This is a genomic window from Staphylococcus ureilyticus, assembly GCF_025558845.1.
In the GTDB taxonomy this organism is placed as follows: domain Bacteria; phylum Bacillota; class Bacilli; order Staphylococcales; family Staphylococcaceae; genus Staphylococcus; species Staphylococcus ureilyticus.
The window spans coordinates 291,992-312,180 of record NZ_CP094825.1 but is presented as its reverse complement, the minus strand read 5'-3'; the positions used below and the strand labels follow the sequence as shown (position 1 = coordinate 312,180).

The window sequence follows — 20,189 nt, the reverse complement described above, 5'->3', positions numbered from 1 at the left end:
TCATGCATAACTCCCACTAACCCAACAAGTTGGGAAGTGTTTCAAGGTTTACCTGAGCTTTCGCTCATGCATAAGTCCTACTAACCCAACAAGTTGGGAAGTGTTTCAAAGGTTTACCTGAGCTTCCGCTCATGCATAAGTCCCACTAACCCAACAAGTTGGGAAGTGCTTTAAAGGTTTACTTGAGCTTTCGCTCATGCATAAGTCCCACTAACCCAATAAATTGGGAAGTGGGACTTTAATTTTTCAAATACTCAATAAAAGTACGAATGGTTTGTTCGTTCACGCGATCAACATTTGTTAAAGCTGTAAAATAAATATAATAATCAAATGGTGAGCCAATGGGGAGCATCTCAATCAAACCATTAAGTATGAACGGATCATCTTCTAGCATCAAACTTGATACGATACTTACACCCAATCCCTCGGAAACTGTTTTAATCAATACACTTGGATTATTCGTTCTAAACACAATTTTTAATGGACCATTTTCATCTTCAAATGCTTTAAAATTATTATGATAAAAATTGCGATCATACAGGACAAAAGGAAATTGTTTAATTGATTCCATTTCAACCATGCTTTTTAATGATAGTTTAGACTTTTTAGGTACAATTAATTTAAAGTCAGTAGATAAATTCAATGAATGTGGGACGATGTGATGGCTAAAAGTTTCATTTTCAGTTTTTCCTATAAGTCCGATATCAATCTCATTATTTTCAATCATTTTTATAATTTCTTGTCTATCACTTTCAAATACTTCTACGTCAATATGCGCATAGTCTTTTTTAAAATTTGATAAAGCTTTTGGCACAATTTTATTAAATAAAGTTGGTATCGTCGCTATTTTCAATGAACCTTTGATATTACTATGCAATGCCTCTACTTCCGATAATAAACTCGTCTGGGCTTCTAAAATATCTATAATTAAAGGTATAAGTCGCTTTCCAACTTCTGTTGGCAATGTCCCTTTACGTGAACGATTAAAAATTTTATACCCTAACTCTGACTCTAAATTAGCAATAGACTGACTCATCGCTGATTGGCTAATATGCATTGCTTCCGAAGCGTGAACAATAGATTCTAACTCATAAATCTTTTTAACATACGATAATTGTTCAAAATTCATTGTATCCTCCTTATATCAGTAAAGCTTATGTAAACTTAAAAAATTCTAATTATACATTAGTATACATTATCTATTATAATAAATGATGGTTGAAAAAATTTATATTAAAGGACGGTATTAAATATGTACGATAAACTCTGGTCAAAAGATTTTATCTTCATTACAATGACAAACTTTTTAATGTATTTAATCCATTATACATTAATCGTCACTGTCACTATATTTACAATTGATAAATACCACGCTTCAGAAAGTATGGGTGGTTTAGCAGCTGGTATATTTATCATCGGTATGTTATTTGGACGCTTAGTTTCTGGCAGAATTATCGATAATCTACAGCCTAAAAAAGTATTAATATATGGTATTATTTTCTCAATTATTACAGTTGGCTTATACTTTGCAATCAACAGTCTTCTTATATTAATGATCGTAAGATTACTGCATGGTATTGCTTTTGGTTTATCGTCAACTGCAACTGGAACCATTTCATCTAGAATTATTCCAGATAAACGAAAAGGTGAAGGTATCGGTTATTATGCATTAAGCGTAACGACCGCTTCAGCAATCGGACCATTCACTGGTATCATATTAAATCAAAGATTTGGTTTTGAATCTATTTTTATCGTTAGCTTGGCAGTCATTATTTTCGCTTTTGTTATCTCATTGTTTATCAAAGGGTTACCAAAAGCAGAACCGTCAACAACAGACAATGATTCCAAGGAAAAAGGACTTAGTGCTTATATCCAAAAAGAAGCATTACCAATATCTGTTGTAATCATCTTCGTTGGTATCGCTTATTCTAGTGTACTATCATTTTTAACTGTTTATACAGAACAAATCAATCTTGCTACGGCATCTAGTTTCTTCTTTATTGTATATGCAGTGAGTACATTTGTTACACGTCCGTTTACTGGAAAAATTTATGATCATTACGGTGAAAATAAAGTGATGTATCCAGTATTAATTAGTTTCATGCTTGGACTTATACTTTTAAGCGCAACACACACAAGTTTATTATTGCTTATTTCAGCAATTTTCATTGGCGTTGGATATGGTACTATCATTCCAAGCGCACAAGCCATTGCTATACAACAGTCTCCAGTTAAAAAAATTGGACTCGCGACTTCTACATTCTATATGTTTGCAGATTTCGGTGCTGGTATAGGACCATTTATTTTAGGTGTGATTATTCCAATTATGGGTTATCGTAACCTATATATCACCATGGCTGCGCTCGTTATTTTATCAATTGTACTTTATTTCCTATTACATGGAAAAAAAGCAGCTAAAAACAACAATTATTAATATAATCATTTATAATCTAATCATCTAAATGTGGATGTAACAAAATTTGTCATCTACCATATACTTGTATCGCATTAATAAGGCAAGCAAACGAAAACGAACTGTCGTTTGCTTGCCTTATATTTTGGAAGCATTTTTAATGCCTTTCACTTTAAATCACAGCTAAGCTGGCTTCAATTTCAGTTTTTTTCGCATCAAAATCACAATCCTGTTGTGATAATGGCTTGCCTGTTTCGGCAATACTTTTGATACTTTCGGTTTGGAATTGCCAACCAGCAAAATCTAATGTAATATGTGGAAATTCAAAAGGTAAATATTCATAAAAAATGAGTTCTACATATGATTGATGTTCAAATAATTCAAATTTCACTTTTCCAATATCCCATGTAAAACCAATCGTTTTATTTGGTTCGAAATGTGTAATACGCATTTCTAAATCTTCACTATCATCTAAGTGAAACAACATTTTCCCGCCTTCTATTCGTTCTTGAAATGACAATTGTGGAAACCATTGCTGTATCCCTTCTGTAGTACTTAAATAATCAAAAATACGATGCACGTCACTCTTAATTTTCAAATTTATTGTTTGATAAACGCCTGATTTATCTTTAGCATACTGTATTGCCATTTTTTCCCTCCTAAAAATAGGAATATAACCTATCAGTAATCATTACTTTGGTTATATTCCCTAAAATTATTTTTATTATACTTTTTCTTTAACTTGTGATTGAATCGCTCTTTCTTTTTTCGTGTAATTAAAATAGATAAGCCCCAGTAAGATAAACCATATTGGTGATAATACAACACCCATTCTTGTGTCAGGTACAATAAATAATATCAACAACACAAAGACAAAGAATAATTGTACAAATCTTGCAGTGTGAATACCACCTGGTAACTTAAACTGACTTTCTTTGTGATGGTTAGGATTTGATTTCGCATATTTTGCATACGCATGCATGATGAACATCCATACAACAACTAACAAAATAGTTGAAATTGCCGTTACATAGAAAAATACTTGAGTCGCATTTGAAATAAAATAATTTAACAGTACAGTTATAGACAGTAATGCACAAGTGACAAGTATTGCAACAAAAGGGACACCTCTATGATTCGTCTTCATTAGCAAATGGTGTGTTTGACCTTTTTCTGATAGTCCAAATAGTATTCTACTATTCGCAAAAATACCACTATTACAAGCTGATGATGCTGCAGTAAGTACTACAAAATTGATTAAACCAGCTGCAAATGGTACGCCTATTAATGCGAATAAGCTGACAAATGGACTATTGTTCGGATCTATATCTTGCCAAGGAATAATTGACATCATAACTGCTAAAGCCCCTACATAAAACAATAAGATACGTATAGGCACACTATTGATTGCTTTAGGTATCGTCTTATGTGGATTTCTCGTTTCACCTGCTGTAATACCTAGAATTTCTATACCTGTAAATGAAAAAACAACCATTTGAAATGACATAAAGAAACCTGAAGCACCATGTGTAAATAATCCACCATTACTATAAATATTAGATATACTCGTTTTTCCAAATGGCGTTTGGATCGCAAATATAATCATCACTACACCTACAATTATGAGTGCTAGTATAGTCACAACTTTAATAATGGCAAACCAAAATTCTAACTCACCAAACATTTTCGTACTCGTTAAGTTGAAAGTCATGAGTATCAAGATACAAGCTAATGATGTAATCCAATTTGGTAAATCTGGAACCCAATATTCTACATATTTAGCAACAGCTGTAATTTCTGCCATACCTGAAGTTATCCATGTTAACCAGTACGTCCATCCTGTTATAAAACCAGCAAAAGGTCCAATTTGATCATGAGCTATATCTGCAAATGTTTTGTATTTCGTATTAGCAAGTAACATTTCCCCCATTGCGCGCATAAATAAAAATAAAACAAAACCTACAATTATGTAAGTGAGTAATATCGATGGTCCAGTCAAACTGATAGACTGACCCGCCCCTAAAAATAGTCCAGTACCAATGGCGCCACCAATAGCAATAAGTTGAATGTGTCTATTGCTTAACTCTCTGTTTAATTTATTTGTCATAAATTTGCTCCAATTCCTTTGTTTTAAAACATAATCAACATATAGAACTTAAAATCATACCCCTTAATTTCAAATTGCAAAATACTATAAATCAAAAATGTTTGATTGTATAATATTATTTTTTTCTGAAAATTACAACTATTCTTCAAAATTATTTTAAATAAAAATGTGTTATTACACTATTGTTTCATTTATACTATAAAGTTTATTAGTGAATTACTATTTTATTTATTTTTACTTTCATTGTACATCATGATATTTGCGTGCTATATCTTCGTTGTGTGCTAAAGTCTATGGTAATTGTAAATAATTCATATTAAAAAAGTATGTCTCTTAATGCTTCACAGCTATAATAAAGTAGTTACATTATGGCATAGTTCTTAACTCAGATAGACAAGTCACAATACAATATGTAACAAAAATATAGCTTTTCTAATAAATATACATGCATTTAATCATTACTATCCATTTTCTCATCCCCTCTAAGTCGATTGTAACTATAAACGATTACTCATATTTAAGTAACATTAAATTTTACTATCTAAAGCATCATATACTTTTCTATATCTATTAATTTTTCAGTATAATTAATCAATTATACGATGCTGTTTTTCAACACTATAAGCAATCACTTAAAGTTCTCGACTATAATCACCCTCTATTCAAGCATAAAACTAGACAATTTCTCTCCAAAAAATCATATATTTTATATTAATTGAATTTTCAAACTTTTATAAAAATTCAGTCATTATGTATTGATTTTATATCTTATTATCGATAACATTTATATATAAGTAACTTATAAGTATTGAAGTAATGATAGAGGAGATAAACATGACAGAAAACAATAACTTAGTAACTTCGACTCAAGAAATTATGAAAGAAGCCTTACATAAATTAGGGTTTGACGATGGTATGTATGAGCTTGTCAAAGAACCTTTAAGATTTTTAGAAATACGAATTCCTGTGCGTATGGATGATGGCACCGTTAAAACTTTTAAAGGCTATCGTGCACAACACAATCAAGCCGTAGGACCTACCAAAGGTGGTATCCGCTTCCATCCTGATGTGAATGTTGAAGAAGTGAAAGCATTATCTATGTGGATGACAATGAAGTGCGGCATCACAAACTTACCTTTTGGTGGTGGTAAAGGTGGTGTCATATGTGATCCGAGAGAAATGAGTAATTTAGAACTAGAACGTTTATCACGTGGTTATGTTAAAGCTATTTCACAATTTGTAGGACCTGCCAGTGATATTCCAGCACCAGATGTTTATACAAACCCACAAATCATGTCTTGGATGATGGACGAATACAGTAAAATCAACCGCTCAAATGCATTTGCATTTATTACAGGCAAACCGCTTTCATTAGGTGGTTCACAAGGACGTAATCGCGCCACAGCGCTAGGTGCTGTAATCACAATTGAAGAAGCTGCGAAACATCGAAATATTAATATCGAAGGTTCTCGTGTAGCGATTCAAGGTTTTGGCAATGCCGGAAGTTTTATTGCTAAAATTTTGCATGATAAAGGGGCTAAAATTGTCGCGATATCAGAAAGTCGAGGCGCTTTATATAATCCTGAGGGGCTGGATATTGAACATCTTCTAGCATTAAAAGAACAACATGGTCGTGTAACACCATTATTTGAAGACGTCATTCCTAATGAAAAATTATTTGAACTCGACTGCGACATTTTGATTCCTGCTGCATTATCTAATCAAATTACAGAAGCAAACGCTCATTTAATTCAAGCTAAGATTGTGGCAGAAGCAGCTAATGGCCCTACGACACAAGAAGCAACTAAAATATTAACCCACCGTGACGTTTTAATCATACCAGATGTACTTGCTAGTGCAGGTGGTGTAACAGTGTCTTACTTCGAATGGGTGCAAAATAATCAAGGCTATTATTGGTCGGAAGAAGAAATTATCACGAAACTTGAAGAAAAAATGGTTGAAGCATTTAATAAAATTTATGATTTAGCAGAAAATAGAAAAATGGATATGCGCTTAGCAGCTTATGTTGTAGGTCTAAAACGTACAGCTGAAGCAACGCGTTTCCGTGGTTGGGCATAATACTTTATTGCTTATTCCACGTTGTCACAAGCTGATTCAAATTTGAATCAGCTTTTTTTATACCTTAATTTTTACACTCAGACTAAATTTCAATATAAAAATACTTTTCTATTGAAATATTTACATTTTCAAAAGGTTTAAAAATAGAATTTTCTGAATTTATTTGAAATAAAAAATTATCCAATATATACTTATTTACAACAAAGGGGAGGTTATACATTATGAAAAACAATATTTATGGTAATGTACCATGCTTTTTAAATAGTAAAAATCTTACATCTACAGATAATTTAGATACAGATGTCATAATTTATGGTGCACCTTTTGAAGGTGAAAGTACTTGGGGTGATTATACTGGCGTTGAGTTAGGTCCAAAGCAAATTAGAGTTTGCTCAGCTCGTTACAGTCAATATTTACCAGAATTAAATCATATTGATATTAGTGAACATTTAACAATGGGCGATGTAGGTGATGTGCCATTTGTTGCACACAATAATCAACAAAGCTACGAAAACATTGGAAAATTCACTAAAAAGCTATGGGAAAGCGAGAAATTTTTAGTTGGTTTTGGTGGTGAACATGGTGTCACTTACCCTATCCTTAAGTCACTGGCGGAAACGGGTAAAAAAGTGGGTATTATACATTTGGATGCGCATTATGATAACATGCCCGATTATGAAGGAGAACCCTACGCCCGTAACACTCCATTCATGAGACTATACGAAACAGATGGTATACGTAATGAAAGTATCATTCATACAGGTATTCATGGTCCTAGAAACAAACCTGAGACAGGTCGTTACGCTCAAGAAGCTGGTGCAGTAACACTTACAATCAATGATATTAGAGCCGCTAAGGATTTAAAACAATATGCTAGAGATATTTATGCACAGGCTAGTAAAGATGTAGATGTCGTATATTTAACCATTTGCAGTGATGTATTAGACTTTGCCTTCAATCCAGGTGGTCCAGTAGATGGCAATGGACTAAATTCTTATGAGCTATTAACAATGATATATGAGTTTGGTGCATTAGGCTTATGTGGTATGGATTATGTTGAAGTTTACCCAATGCAAGACGCTAACCAGAACTCTGCCCACTTCGTTTCAACAGCTGTATTATATGTACTTGCGGGACATGTGAATTATTTAAATAACACAAAATAAATGAGGGGTGATGACATTGGTCAAAAATGTAAGGAAGACTCTTAAATCTCTCGGTCCTGGTATGATTATCACCGCTTCATTTATAGGTCCCGGAACCGTTACAACGATGACACAAGGTGGTGCGGGGTTTGGTTATAGCTTGTTATGGGCTATTGTGTTCTCAATCGTTGCAACCATCGTACTCCAAGAAATGATTATTCGACTATCTCTTGTAACAAGAGAAGGTTTAGGCGAAGCGATACAAGAATTATTCGCTCATAAAGTAGGAAAACTAATCATTGTATGGTTTACATTAATAGCTGTAACCATTGGTTGTGCCGCTTACATCAGTGGCGATTTAATTGGAACTTCACTTGGTGCAGCATATCTATTAAATTTACCAGAAAACCTAGTAGCACCAATCATCGGCTTTATTATTTTACTCATTGGGTTATTTGGTAATTATAAATTTTTAGAAAAAATAATGATTTTCCTGATGGTCATCATGGGCATTATCTTTATTACAACTATGATCGTCATTAAGCCTGATATTTTTGGTATTTTAAAAGGTGTATTTGTACCTACGATTCCGAACGGTTCTATAATAACTGTTATAGCATTAATTGGAACGACTGTAGTTCCTTATAATTTCTTCATTCACTCCACTGCGGTACACGAACGTTTTAATGGTATAAAAGAACTCAAATTTGCGCGTTGGGATACTATTATTTCGATTACTGTTGGTGGTATTATTTCAGCGGCTATTCTTATTGCTGCTGCCACATTAATTCGTGGTGACGAAGTCAAAAGTATTATACAGCTTTCTGGCCCACTCAAACCTGTTTTAGGCGATGCTGCTCCCTTTGCCATTAGCATTGGTTTGTTTGCAGCCGGGCTTTCATCAGCGATTGCTTCCCCTACCGGAGCGGCAGCTACAATAAGCAGCTTATTAGGGTGGAAAGGTGGCATGGAAAGCAAAAAGTACAAGATTGTCTTTACCGTCATTATCCTTATTGGTATTACAACATCCTCACTCGGATTTGAACCATTAGAAGTATTGTTAGTGGCACAAGCCTTAAATGGTATTATTTTACCTGTTGTTGCTATATTAATCTTTATTATCATCAACAAGAAAAATTTGATGGGCCGTTTTGTTAATAATGTTTGGCTTAATATCTTCGGTTTTGTCGTCGTTTTAATCGTTACTTTCTTAGGCCTTTATAGTCTGGTCGACGCAATTACTAGCTTTCTATCTTAAATAAAAAAGTCGTATAGTCCAATTATTTACAAAATTGGACTATACGACTTTTACTTATATTTTTAATGATTACATTAAACGTTTTTCACTAAATTTATTATAAACCCATCTAACTAATAGCGCAGCACTGATAAACAGACCGATATAACCGAATGTTTTAAACACGAAATTCACTAGATCGACAAAGCCAATAAAACTTAAGATAAAAGCCACAATTAAAGAAATTGTTAAAAGTGCAACATACCCTTTACTACTTGGTCGTGTAAATCTGCTTAAAAATGGATACAACATACCGATACAGCTATTGAAAATAACACCAATCATCACCGCCGACATAAATACACCTATATAAGGATGTATATCATTTGCCAATAATAATGTAGGAATGTCTACACTATTAGCGTTGTGGATATTAGCCATTAATCCACACGTCATAATTAATAACAATATACTAAAAGATAGGCCACCATAAAATGCTCCCCTACGTGCTGTTTTATGACTCATAGCATCACTACCAACGATGGTTAGGAAGCTAAAGCTATTGCCAATGATTAATCCTCCATAAACAATTGCATCCCACCACCATACGGAACTAGACGTTTTAGATGGTTTTGTGTATTGTTCTACCTCTGAAAATGGAATTGTAGGATTGATAATATTATAGCCGGCAATCACTAAAACTGCGATGACTAAAAATGGTGTCACTACACTTAATATTGTCATGATTTTATTAAACCTAAGTTGTAGTACAATAAAAAGTAAAATTACAATTGCCAATGAACCTGTCCACATTGGAAGACCAAATCCTTGATAAAGTGCAGAGCCGCCGCCTGCAATCATAACAACAGTTAAACCAAATAAAAAGAAAATAGTTAAATAATCAATAATCTTACCTACATATTTTCCGAAAATATGGTTCAATGAAATTTCATATGTATTCGCATCCAAGCGATAACCAATTTTTGAAATTTGCCTAGTCGCAAACGTTACAATAATACCTGTAAGAATTACTGCAATATATGCATAGTTTCCATGATTAACAAAGAATTGTAATAGTTCTTGGCCCGTTGTGAATCCTGCGCCAACAATAAAACTAAGATAAGCGAGCGCAGTCTTAACTGCTGCCTTATTATCTTTACTCATTGATCATACATCCCCTTCGAAGTTAGTTACTATGTACTATTTATCAGGTTTTCAAAACAAACAATCATTGTGCTAAAAGATTAAAAATACATATGTCGAAGCAAACAAGAGCGAGACAAACATCATACTTTTCTAGTAGATTCCTTTGTCCGCCCAACAAAAGTAACTAGGATGAATGTACAGTTCATCTAGTCAACTTTTCACTTCATTCAGCTCAAAACAATCATATTCAATCAAATCAAGGCCATTTAGCGATGCTTAAAAAACACCACAACACTTTAAATTTCAACCTAAATAGCTCCTGCCTCTTCTAAATTTTTCCCTTTTGTTTCCGGTGCCATATAAATCGACAGTATAAAACCAATAAATAATAGTGCCGATGAAATATACATTGTTACACTTAATCCATAATTTTCTAAAATCATCGGAAAGAAAAATGTACTTAAAGCAGATGCTAATCGACTCACAGTAGTAGTAAAACCTCCACCTGTACCACGTACATATGTAGGGAATAGTTCATATGGATAAATCCATTGATGACTGCCCATAGCTGTATTGAAAATACCGCAAATAATAAATAGTACAAGTATCATTAAAAATGGAACGTTGCCACCAGATACTATACCTAATGGTAACAAAGCTAGCGCAGTAATCAAGAAGGGCCATATCAAAGTAGGTCTTCTTCCATATTTTTCAACTAAGTATAATGCTGGAAAAATACCTATTAAATAAAACATATTGATAGCAAATATTTTTTTCCGTCCTAATTAGAAGATGTATTATATCGCAACAATATTACTTATCATGACGAATAGAATCACTGCTATTTTAATCAACTAGTGCTGCAACAAAAAAATCAACACTTTCATCCTTATAACAATGAAAGTGTTGATTTTTATTTGATTTATTTTATTTAATTTATACGCCAGAATATGATGAGAAGCCACCATCTACTGGAACCACAATACCTGTTACAAAACCGCTCATATCATGGTCCATTAACCAATACAATGTACCTAAAATATCTTCAGGTACACCAAAACGATCCATTGGCGTTTGTGAAAGAATTTTTTGAGCACGTTCTGAATAAGAACCGTCTTCATTTCTTAGCAATGCCTTATTTTGATTTGTTTCGAAAAATCCTGGTGCAATTGCATTAACACGAATTTGCCCTGCAAAATAAGTGCTCAACCATTGAGTAAAGTTACTTACTGAAGCTTTTGCACCGCTGTAGGCTGGAATTTTTGTCAACGGCGTAAAGGCGTTCATAGATGAAATATTGATAATTGTTCCTGTTTCAGATGCCACAACATCTTTGCCGAATACTTGTGATGGTAAAAATGTTCCAGTATAGTTTAATTTAAATACATTATCTACACCTTCTTCTGTGAGATCAAAGAACGTTTTGTCGCCTGCTTTATCGTACATTTCATCATTCGTTGTCGCATCAGGATGATTACCACCGGCGCCATTGATAAGTATTGTAATTGCACCAAATTTATCATTGAATGTTTGTTTCGCTTGCTCTAAAGCTGATTTATCTAGCACATCTGCAACGAGCGCTACAGTTTGTTGTCTATTTTTATCAATTTCATCTTGTAATTCTATAATTTTGTCTTCTGAACGACCTAATATACCCACATTAGCACCTTTTTCTACAAGTGCTTTGACAAAAGTAGAACCAATCACACCTGTCGCACCTGTAATAACGACATTAACATCTTTGAATCGTATTGCCATTATTTACTCACTCCTTCTATTAAGCCATTAATATAAGTTGCACCTAAAGCTCTATCAAACAAGCCATAACCAGCTTTACCTGTTTCTCCCCAGATCATACGTCCATGGTCAGGTCTGATAGTCCCTTTGTAATCAATATCTCTCAGTGCTTCAGTAACAGCTTTCATATCTACTGAGCCATCTTTAGATAAGTGGCCTGTTTCTATAAATGAATTATCACCAATACGTTTAACATTGCGCATGTGTACAAAATGAATGTGATCACCAAATGTACGAATCAAATTCGGTAAATCGTTTTCTGCTAATGAACCTAATGAACCAGTACAGAAACAAATACCATTATGTGTATCATTACTAATAGCTAATAAGCGTTCGTAGCTTTCTTTGTTTTTAATGATACGTGGTATGCCAAATATCGGCCAAGGTGGATCGTCCGGATGTATCGCCAGATCCACATCATGTTCGATAGCAGTGGGTAACACAGCATCTAAGAAGTACTTCAGATTGTCCCATAATTGTTCATCTGAGGTTTCACGATAGGATGTAATCAGTTGATTCATCTCTTCACGCGAGTAACTTTCATCCCAACCTGGTAGATTTAAATTCGTCGTTAGTGGATCAATATCTTTAATTTGATCATGGTTATAAATCAGTGTATTGGAACCATCTGACAAGTCATAGTCTAATTGTGAACGTGTCCAATCAAATACCGGCATAAAGTTATAAGTTACTGTTTTAACACCATTTTCTGCGAGATTAATCAATGAAGTTTTATAGTTTTCAATGAGTTGATCGCGTTTCTCTGTACCAAGCTTTATTTCCTCACTGACAGGTAAACTTTCTACAACTTCAAATTTCAAACCTGCATCTTCAATTGACTGTTTTAATGCTGCAATTCTTTCTTTAGTCCAAACTTCTCCAACTGGAATGTCATAAATTGCTGTAACAATTTGTTTCATATCTGGAATTTGTCTAATATTATTTAATGTTACTGGGTCATCTTCCCCATACCAACGAAATGATAATTCCATGGTTATACCTCCTCAACGCCTTCTATTTTGAATAATTTTACTGCATTGTTATAACAAATATCTTTCACTATTTGAGTGATAGTTTCTTCTGATAATTGAATCTCACCTTTTTCAATTCTATCTCCTAAGAAATTACATAATATTCTTCTAAAGTACTCATGACGTGTATACGAAATCATGCTACGTGAATCTGTGAGCATTCCTACAAATTTAGATAATAAACCGACATTAGCATACTCTACTAAATGTTGTTCCATACCTTCTTTTGTATCGTTAAACCACCATGCAGCACCGAGTTGGACTTTGTGATGACTATTTGTAAAGTTCCCTGCAGTTGCTTGTACCATTAAATGATCATTGCCATTATTTGGGTAAATAATGGTATCTGATAACGCATGATTTTGCTCAAGATGATCTAGCAATGCATTTAATTTTTTAGCACTCAACTGTTCACCTACACTATCAAAACCACTGTCTGGTCCTGTAATTTTAAACATGTTTGAGTTATTATTTCTTGTTGGTCCAAGGTGGAATTGTACAACCCAACCTAATTCTTCATAAACTTTACTAATTTCAGTTAATATATAACCTGCTAATTCATATTGTTCAGTTTCTGTTACTTGTTCGCCACGTTTGAGCGCATTATAAATTTCAGTTGCTGTGTCAACCGTTGCTGTTACTAAAGGTGTCTTTTCAAAACTTTGGTCTGAACTGCGCGCACCTTGTCTATCAAAATAATGTACACGTGCTTTTAATGCATCAATATAAGTATTTAAATCTTGGATGTCGCAATCAGTCGCTTGATTCAACTGGTCAATTTTTGTATTGATAGATTCATGATTTAAGAAAACGTAACTATCCGGTCTAAATGTAGGTATAACTTTAAATGTAACGTTGCTATCTTCGTTTAATAACTTATGATATTTTAAGTCATCACATGGATCATCTGTCGTACATACCACCTTAACATTACTTTGCTTAATTAGATTTTGTGGTGTATGTGAAGGTTTTGCTAACTTTTTATTTAATGATTTATATAATTTACTGATATTCACTTTATCTAAATCTGTATCCTCATTAAAATAGCGTTTTAATTCTAATGCACACCAATGATACATCGGATTTACAATCGCATACGGTAACATATGCATAAATGCTTGGAATTTATCAAAATCATCAACACTGCCTGTAATAAAAGCTTCCTCAATGCCATAAGCTCTCATTAAACGCCATTTATAATGATCTCCACCTAGCCATAACTGCGTTATGTTGTCATAATTTTTATTTTCGTAAATTTCTTTTGGATCTAAGTGACAATGAAAATCATAAATCGGTAAATCTTTAACTTTCTGGTATAGTTTTACTGCTGTTTTACTATTTAATAAAAAATTGTCATTAATTAAAGTCATATAATTGCTCCTTTTCTATAATCCTAATAATTTTGGAAGGAATAATGATAATTGTGGTATAAAAGTAATGATTAGCATTAAAATAATTAAAGCTACAAAATATGGAATTAAATATTTAAATACTGATTCAACACGTACACCGCCTACACTTGCTCCTACAAACAACGCACTACCAACTGGTGGTGTGATATTACCAATACATAAGTTAAACGCGATAATGATACCAAAATGAATGGGATCAAGACCTAATACTTCTGAAATTGGTAAAAATATTGGTGTAAATATAAGTACTGCTGGTGTAATGTCCATAAAAGTACCAATGACTAATAAGATAACGTTGATTAATAATAACAGTGCAATTGGATTGTCAGTCATTGAGATAATGCCATTGGATATTGCTTCCGGTAAGCCGGTATAACTCATCACAAGTGAAAATAACGCCGAAGCGGTGATTAGAAATAAAATCATACCGCTAATTTCAGCTGTTTCTTTGATAACGTTGGATAATTGTTTGATTTTTAAGCTTTTATAAATTAGCGAAAGTACTACAGAATATAAAACTGCGACCGCTGCACCTTCTGTTGCTGTAAAAATTCCTCCGACAATACCACCAATCACTACTACTATTAAAAATAAACTCGGTAATGCATCTAATGTTAAGAATAATCTATCTTTCCAACTAATTTTCTCTGATACTTTATAACCTTGTTTTTTCGCCATGACATAAGCAACAATCATACAAGCAATACCCCATAGAATTCCTGGAATATAACCCGCGATAAATAACGCTGCAATGGATGTCCCGCCGCTGACTAATGAATAAACAATCAATAGTGAACTCGGTGGGATAAGTAAACCTGACGGTGCTGAAGCGATATTTGCTGCTGCTGAATATTCTTTTTTATAACCTTGTACTTTTTCCATTGGTCCCATGATACGACCCATGGCAGCTGCTGCTGCAACACTAGAACCAGAAATGGAACCAAAAAGCATATTCCCAACAATATTGGTATGCGCTAATGATCCTGGCAATCTGCCAACGAGTACCTTCGCAAAGTTAACTAATCTAAATGCAATGCCGCCGTTATTCATGATGATACCTGCTAGCACAAATAACGGAATCGCTAACATCGTAAAATCATCAATGCCCGTAACCATACGCTGTGCTGCAGTTACGATAGTGACATCGAATGGTAAGATTAATAATAGCGTAATAATAGAACTTAAAATAATCGCTAATGCAATCGGTAAGCCAATGATAAGAAAGATGAAGAAAGTGATGAATAATACTAATCCCGCAATCATTGTCATAAGCCATCACCGCCTTCAAGCTCATCACGCGCTTGAATTGTAGTCATTGTCTCTTTACTAAATAAATTATAAAATGCATAGAAAATAATAAATATTCCTGAAACTGGCAATGCACCATACATTACTGCCATTGATAAACCTGTTGACGGCGCGATTTGAGACCAGGTTAACTTCACAACTTCAAAACCGCCCCAAATCATGAGCACGAGTGCCACGATAATTAATATAATGTCCGAAATCTTTTCCAAGTATAACTGTACTTTCTCAGGCAATTTTTCTCTGATAAATACAATGGCAATATGCTGTTTGATTCCAAAGACATAGCTTGCACTCAATAACCCAAACCATATCAACAAGAATCTAACAATTTCTTCACTCGTCGTACTCGGTGTGTTAAAAATAAAGCGTGTTGCAACTTGGTAAATCGATAAAATAACCATAACAAAAAGCGTTATACCAGCTAGCGTTAACAACAATTTATCAATGATTTGCTTTGCTCTTTTCATAGCGCTGTTCCTCCTTCTCGATTAGTTTATAATCCGCTTTCGTATCCGGATTATTTTTAAATTCATCTTGAAGAGGTTTTGAAGTCGCTTTAAATGTAGATTTGTCTACATCGTGAAACTTCACGTCCATTTTTTCTGTCGCTGTTTTTTTAGCATCGCTCACTGCTTTATCCCAAATTACTTCATGTTTTTTTGTGGAATAATCTGCTGCATCTTCTAACCATTTTTGTTGTTGTTTCGTCAAGCTGTCATAGGTCTCTTTGTTCATGATTAAAATATCAGGTACGGTTGCATGTTCTGTGTAGTAATAATTTTTTGCAACTTCACCATGGTTATTCGTTGTTAAAGATGTTTCATTATTTTCTGCTGCATCAATAACACCTGATTGCATTGCAGTATACACTTCACCATAATCCATCGGTGTTGGCGTGCCACCTAACGATTTAATTAAATCTACACTTGTCTTGCCTGGCTGAACACGAATCTTCAAGCCTTTCAAATCTTTGTTGTCTTTGATTTCTTTGTCTTTCGTGTAGATATTACGCATACCTGCATCATAATAAGTAATACCTAAAAATCCTTGGTCCCCTGTCGATTTAAAGAAAGCGTCTTGTACGTTTTTACGTTTCATTACGTGTCGATAATTTTCTTCTGACTCAAATAAATACGGCATATTAAATAATGAATACGTTGGCGAAAAACTTTCCAATGCCCCAGCCGAAACTTTAGTCATTTGAATTGCATTCGTCTGTGTCATTTCTATTGCTTCACGCTCACTACCGAGCTGACCATTCGGATAAATATTCACTTTTATTTGACCATGTGATTCTTTTTCTAATCTATCTTTAAAAATTTTTAAAGATTTATGGACAGGATGTTCCGTTGGCTGATTATGCGCTAACATGATCTCTTTTGTCTTTGTTTTAGCAATTGTCTCCTTATTTGTAAGCAACATCGATACCATCCCCATCGCAAAGAATGCGCTTACAAGAAGGAGTGTGAATTTCTTCATAAAGATTATACCCCTTATATTGCAATTTTTATCGTTTCAGTTCTCCAAAATGCGTTGATAAATTAAATACGTCACTTTCTTGTACACTTAGTGCATCTTCATTTGTTGTATGTTGTAGAACAGAACATTTCGTTGCAAAATCTACTGTATCTTCTGGTTGCCATGCTTTATTCAATCCATGTAATACACCTGCCATAAATGCATCACCAGCACCGATTCTGTTTAAAACAGTGTAAGTATATGCTTGGCCTTCAATATATTTTTCTTTTGTCAGCATAATACCTTGTAATGTACTTTGTTCTATATTTCTATTACTTGAAGCCATCAAATCAATGTCGTATTCGGATTGAATTGTTTGTGCACATGACTGTATATCATCATCTAAATCATTAGTTTCAAGCAAATGTGTAGCATCTTTTTTTCCAAAAAATAGAACATCGACAAATGGTAAAATTGACTTTATTATTGGTACTGCTGTTTCTTTTGACCATAAGTTACTTCTAAAATTAATATCGAACACTATGTTAACGCCTTGTTGCTTTAGTTGCTTTAATACATCGACAATTTGATGACGAATCATTTTATTTACAGCTAACGTAATACCTGTAAATACAAAGAAATCTCCACTTTGAGCATTGATTTCTTCCATTACATCTTCACCATGATTCGCAAATGTTGAATGTTCGCGATCATAAATCACTTTGCCACTACGAAAGCCGAAACTCTCTTCCATATAATATGTACCAATTCGGCCATTATTATATTTCACTGAAGCAGTACCTACACGTGTTTGAAACATTTTTTGTAATGCTAAATGTCCTAGCGCGTGATTGGGTAATACCGTTAACATTTCAGTCGTATGTCCAAATTGTGCTAATGTCACAAGTGCGTTCAATTCTGCACCACCAACATTTACTTTAAACGTATTGGCATCTTTCAACTGTTCATAATTTGGTGGCGTGTAACGTAATAATACTTCACCAAAACCATAGACCGTCATTGTTATACCTCACTTTTTATTTCTGAAATATATCTTTCTAAAGCATCTTTTCCTTCTTGTTGATAAATTTTTGTTATTTCGCTTCCAATGCCAACTGCAAAACTTCCAGCATCTAACCATGCTTTATGGTTTTCTTTACCAACGCCACCTGTAGGCACAATTTCAATTTGTGGTAATGGCCCTTTGAAATCTTTAATTGACTTAGGTGTGAATTGCGTCGCTGGGAATAATTTAAGGACTTTGCAACCATAACGTAATGATTCAACCATTTCTTTAACAGTCATACAGCCTGGAATATATGGCACATCATATAAGTTAGCGATTTTCGCTGTTTCTTTATCAAAAGATGGGCTAACGATAAATTTCGCACCATTTAAAATGGCAGTACGCGCAGAAATACTGTCTAACACTGTTCCTGCACCAATCAATGCGTCGTCTCTTTTTGATAATTCAGCTATAATTTCTATAGCGTTCGGCGTTGTTAAAGTAACCTCAATTGTGTGTAGGCCTTTATCAATAATGGTATGTGCAATATCTAAAAAAGATTTTGCATCTTCAGTCCGCATGACAGCAATGTGTTTGCCTTGTTGAATCTCTTTCATTGTATTCATTGAATCCATGTCTTCAACCCCTCAAAAATGATATCAATTACAATACCTTTCAAAATAACAACGTTGTTATTTTTGTACAAAAAAATATTGTAATGCTTATCTCTATGGTATAATTAATTTGCATTTAAATCAATCAATTTCAAGGAGAAATTTTATGGCTGTAACTTTAAAAGATGTTGCTGAAGCCTGTGGTGTCAGCTATTCCACAGTTAGTAAAGCACTTAAAAATTCTCATCTCGTAAAACCAAAAACCAAAAATTTAATTCAACAAAAAGCTTTAGAAATGAATTATATACCTAATCATTCTGCTAGAGCACTTGTTTCAAAGAAAAGTGGCACAATTGGATTAATCTGGCCTTCTGTAGATCGTGTAGCGGTTACACACCTTATTTCAGAAATCAATCACGCCATCAAAGATTTAGGTTATGTCATGTTTGTGTCGATAGACGATGTCGCTGCCGCTTCGAAAAAATTTGTTGAATTCGGTTGTGATGGTATCGTCATTTTTGATGAAGGTGACGCAACAAACTTATCTCCAGAAATTTATAACAATGTCCCAGTAGTTGCCTATGGTGTCGATCGTGACATCCCTTATCCGATTATAAACGTAAACCATTCAGAAGCGATGATCATGGCAATTGAAGCATTGATCGATCAGGACATTGATCACATTGATTATATTGGTGATGTACATACAAATGATACACGTCAAATCGCAAAAAAAGAAGCGATTGCTCAATATTGTGACAAACACAAGATAAATTATCGTATCATTGATTCTACAAGTTTGAATGCAATTGAAACGGAATCTGCCGTTAAACAATTTTTACAAACACACGCACTTGCACCAGGCGTGATTTGTGGCAGCTATGATATAACAGTCGGTACAATAAATGCACTAGGACCACAAGATCACCCCATCTTGTATTCATATGACAATATCCCTCAAATTAAAAAATTAGATTACCCAGTCAACGCGATTGGCGTTCCAACCGCTGAAATTGCTCAAACGATTGTAGCAACTTTAGATAAAGTTATTAAAGATGAAGCAACTGAGTCGGCCTATCATCTTCACCCTAAAATACAAAAAAACATTTAAAATAAACATGCCCAAACCTATTGCTAAGGTTTGGGCATGTTTATATGTTTGTTTGATGTTTGACAAGAGGGTCGTTTATTAAACTGTACTGATTTAGAAGATAAGCTTAGTTTTTAAATATCATTGCTCAATAATATAATAATGAATAAGAATAGGGTGTCTTTATTTTAGTGAATGAATGGGGAGAGTTATTATATTAGTTAAATTCTATATAAATTTGTTATGAGCTTTAAATTATGAAACGCTTATATAGTTAATATTTTGGCGCTAGGGATTATCATAAATGTTTTAACTTTTATTCTTCTATTAATCATCAGTACTTACT

Annotated in this window: 18 protein-coding genes; 5 read left to right on the top strand and 13 right to left on the bottom strand. The window is 33.8% G+C overall.

The window, feature by feature from the left end:
- Positions 1-238: 238 nt before the first annotated feature.
- On the bottom strand, positions 239-1,129 hold the full coding sequence (locus tag MUA21_RS01415) for a LysR family transcriptional regulator (RefSeq protein WP_040029925.1): 891 nt from the start codon (positions 1,127-1,129) through the stop codon (positions 239-241).
- 123 nt (positions 1,130-1,252) lie between these two features.
- Between MUA21_RS01415 and MUA21_RS01410 the strand changes: the two genes are divergently transcribed.
- The gene (locus MUA21_RS01410) at positions 1,253-2,434 is read left to right on the top strand and encodes an MFS transporter (RefSeq protein WP_107525616.1); all 1,182 of its coding nucleotides are present in this window, start codon (positions 1,253-1,255) and stop codon (positions 2,432-2,434) included.
- Positions 2,435-2,585: 151 nt separating this feature from the next.
- Here MUA21_RS01410 and MUA21_RS01405 read toward each other — a convergent pair whose 3' ends face one another.
- A complete protein-coding gene (locus MUA21_RS01405) occupies positions 2,586-3,062 on the bottom strand; it encodes an SRPBCC domain-containing protein (protein WP_040029923.1) in 477 nt (158 codons plus the stop codon).
- Between the two features lie 75 nt (positions 3,063-3,137).
- Positions 3,138-4,520, bottom strand: coding sequence for an amino acid permease (locus MUA21_RS01400; protein WP_262561663.1), 1,383 nt, complete (start codon positions 4,518-4,520; stop codon positions 3,138-3,140).
- A gap of 834 nt (positions 4,521-5,354) precedes the next feature.
- Here MUA21_RS01400 and MUA21_RS01395 point away from each other — a divergent pair.
- The 3 genes from MUA21_RS01395 to MUA21_RS01385 all read left to right on the top strand — a co-directional run bounded on the left by MUA21_RS01395 (position 5,355) and on the right by MUA21_RS01385 (position 9,002).
- Positions 5,355-6,599 carry a Glu/Leu/Phe/Val family dehydrogenase gene (locus tag MUA21_RS01395; protein ID WP_107525619.1) on the top strand — a complete coding sequence of 415 codons (1,245 nt, stop codon included), beginning with the start codon at positions 5,355-5,357 and terminating at the stop codon, positions 6,597-6,599.
- Between the two features lie 221 nt (positions 6,600-6,820).
- Positions 6,821-7,765 (top strand): agmatinase family protein, encoded by a 945-nt coding sequence (locus MUA21_RS01390; RefSeq protein ID WP_262561662.1) that lies wholly within the window; start codon positions 6,821-6,823, stop codon positions 7,763-7,765.
- Positions 7,766-7,826: 61 nt separating this feature from the next.
- Positions 7,827-9,002 carry an Nramp family divalent metal transporter gene (locus MUA21_RS01385; protein WP_438873804.1) on the top strand — a complete coding sequence of 392 codons (1,176 nt, stop codon included), beginning with the start codon at positions 7,827-7,829 and terminating at the stop codon, positions 9,000-9,002.
- Between the two features lie 69 nt (positions 9,003-9,071).
- Here the strand turns inward: MUA21_RS01385 and MUA21_RS01380 are convergent, their stop codons facing one another.
- From MUA21_RS01380 to eda, 10 genes are all read right to left on the bottom strand, one after another.
- The gene (locus MUA21_RS01380) at positions 9,072-10,145 is read right to left on the bottom strand and encodes a YkvI family membrane protein (RefSeq protein ID WP_046207236.1); all 1,074 of its coding nucleotides are present in this window, start codon (positions 10,143-10,145) and stop codon (positions 9,072-9,074) included.
- A gap of 290 nt (positions 10,146-10,435) precedes the next feature.
- Positions 10,436-10,882, bottom strand: a complete 447-nt coding sequence (locus MUA21_RS01375) for an MFS transporter (protein WP_262561660.1) — start codon at positions 10,880-10,882, stop codon at positions 10,436-10,438.
- Between the two features lie 181 nt (positions 10,883-11,063).
- On the bottom strand, positions 11,064-11,885 hold the full coding sequence (locus MUA21_RS01370; RefSeq protein ID WP_070657517.1) for an SDR family oxidoreductase: 822 nt from the start codon (positions 11,883-11,885) through the stop codon (positions 11,064-11,066).
- The gene (gene uxuA, locus MUA21_RS01365) at positions 11,885-12,916 is read right to left on the bottom strand and encodes a mannonate dehydratase (protein ID WP_262561659.1); all 1,032 of its coding nucleotides are present in this window, start codon (positions 12,914-12,916) and stop codon (positions 11,885-11,887) included. The genes MUA21_RS01370 and uxuA overlap by 1 nt, the downstream gene beginning before the upstream one ends.
- 2 nt (positions 12,917-12,918) lie before the next feature.
- Entirely contained in the window at positions 12,919-14,325 is a 1,407-nt protein-coding gene (uxaC, locus tag MUA21_RS01360) for a glucuronate isomerase (RefSeq protein ID WP_040029914.1), read from the bottom strand.
- Positions 14,326-14,340: 15 nt separating this feature from the next.
- Positions 14,341-15,636, bottom strand: coding sequence for a TRAP transporter large permease (locus MUA21_RS01355; RefSeq protein WP_064209874.1), 1,296 nt, complete (start codon positions 15,634-15,636; stop codon positions 14,341-14,343).
- Positions 15,633-16,142 (bottom strand): TRAP transporter small permease, encoded by a 510-nt coding sequence (locus MUA21_RS01350; RefSeq protein WP_107525625.1) that lies wholly within the window; start codon positions 16,140-16,142, stop codon positions 15,633-15,635. Before MUA21_RS01350 ends, MUA21_RS01355 begins: the two co-directional genes overlap by 4 nt.
- Positions 16,117-17,154: a TRAP transporter substrate-binding protein gene (locus tag MUA21_RS01345; RefSeq protein ID WP_073343537.1), complete on the bottom strand. Its 1,038-nt coding sequence runs from the start codon at positions 17,152-17,154 to the stop codon at positions 16,117-16,119. Before MUA21_RS01345 ends, MUA21_RS01350 begins: the two co-directional genes overlap by 26 nt.
- Before the next feature lie 28 nt (positions 17,155-17,182).
- Entirely contained in the window at positions 17,183-18,154 is a 972-nt protein-coding gene (locus MUA21_RS01340; RefSeq protein WP_192958731.1) for a sugar kinase, read from the bottom strand.
- Between the two features lie 2 nt (positions 18,155-18,156).
- Entirely contained in the window at positions 18,157-18,774 is a 618-nt protein-coding gene (eda, locus tag MUA21_RS01335) for a bifunctional 4-hydroxy-2-oxoglutarate aldolase/2-dehydro-3-deoxy-phosphogluconate aldolase (protein ID WP_046207228.1), read from the bottom strand.
- A gap of 145 nt (positions 18,775-18,919) precedes the next feature.
- Between eda and MUA21_RS01330 the strand changes: the two genes are divergently transcribed.
- On the top strand, positions 18,920-19,864 hold the full coding sequence (locus MUA21_RS01330; RefSeq protein WP_107360020.1) for a LacI family DNA-binding transcriptional regulator: 945 nt from the start codon (positions 18,920-18,922) through the stop codon (positions 19,862-19,864).
- The last annotated feature ends 325 nt before the right edge of the window (positions 19,865-20,189 follow it).

What these genes read in the sequence shown, in the direction of transcription:
- MUA21_RS01330 (WP_107360020.1), top strand. Translation starts at nt 18,920, where the DNA reads ATGGCTGTAACTTTAAAAGATGTTGCTGAAGCCTGTGGTGTCAGCTAT.
- MUA21_RS01395 (WP_107525619.1), top strand. Translation starts at nt 5,355, where the DNA reads ATGACAGAAAACAATAACTTAGTAACTTCGACTCAAGAAATTATGAAA.
- MUA21_RS01385 (WP_438873804.1), top strand. Translation starts at nt 7,827, where the DNA reads ATGATTATCACCGCTTCATTTATAGGTCCCGGAACCGTTACAACGATG.
- MUA21_RS01375 (WP_262561660.1), bottom strand. Translation starts at nt 10,882, where the DNA reads ATGTTTTATTTAATAGGTATTTTTCCAGCATTATACTTAGTTGAAAAA.
- MUA21_RS01355 (WP_064209874.1), bottom strand. Translation starts at nt 15,636, where the DNA reads ATGACAATGATTGCGGGATTAGTATTATTCATCACTTTCTTCATCTTT.
- MUA21_RS01345 (WP_073343537.1), bottom strand. Translation starts at nt 17,154, where the DNA reads ATGAAGAAATTCACACTCCTTCTTGTAAGCGCATTCTTTGCGATGGGG.
- MUA21_RS01380 (WP_046207236.1), bottom strand. Translation starts at nt 10,145, where the DNA reads ATGAGTAAAGATAATAAGGCAGCAGTTAAGACTGCGCTCGCTTATCTT.
- MUA21_RS01400 (WP_262561663.1), bottom strand. Translation starts at nt 4,520, where the DNA reads ATGACAAATAAATTAAACAGAGAGTTAAGCAATAGACACATTCAACTT.
- MUA21_RS01415 (WP_040029925.1), bottom strand. Translation starts at nt 1,129, where the DNA reads ATGAATTTTGAACAATTATCGTATGTTAAAAAGATTTATGAGTTAGAA.
- MUA21_RS01390 (WP_262561662.1), top strand. Translation starts at nt 6,821, where the DNA reads ATGAAAAACAATATTTATGGTAATGTACCATGCTTTTTAAATAGTAAA.
- MUA21_RS01340 (WP_192958731.1), bottom strand. Translation starts at nt 18,154, where the DNA reads ATGACGGTCTATGGTTTTGGTGAAGTATTATTACGTTACACGCCACCA.
- uxuA (WP_262561659.1), bottom strand. Translation starts at nt 12,916, where the DNA reads ATGGAATTATCATTTCGTTGGTATGGGGAAGATGACCCAGTAACATTA.
- MUA21_RS01405 (WP_040029923.1), bottom strand. Translation starts at nt 3,062, where the DNA reads ATGGCAATACAGTATGCTAAAGATAAATCAGGCGTTTATCAAACAATA.
- MUA21_RS01370 (WP_070657517.1), bottom strand. Translation starts at nt 11,885, where the DNA reads ATGGCAATACGATTCAAAGATGTTAATGTCGTTATTACAGGTGCGACA.
- MUA21_RS01410 (WP_107525616.1), top strand. Translation starts at nt 1,253, where the DNA reads ATGTACGATAAACTCTGGTCAAAAGATTTTATCTTCATTACAATGACA.
- uxaC (WP_040029914.1), bottom strand. Translation starts at nt 14,325, where the DNA reads ATGACTTTAATTAATGACAATTTTTTATTAAATAGTAAAACAGCAGTA.
- eda (WP_046207228.1), bottom strand. Translation starts at nt 18,774, where the DNA reads ATGGATTCAATGAATACAATGAAAGAGATTCAACAAGGCAAACACATT.
- MUA21_RS01350 (WP_107525625.1), bottom strand. Translation starts at nt 16,142, where the DNA reads ATGAAAAGAGCAAAGCAAATCATTGATAAATTGTTGTTAACGCTAGCT.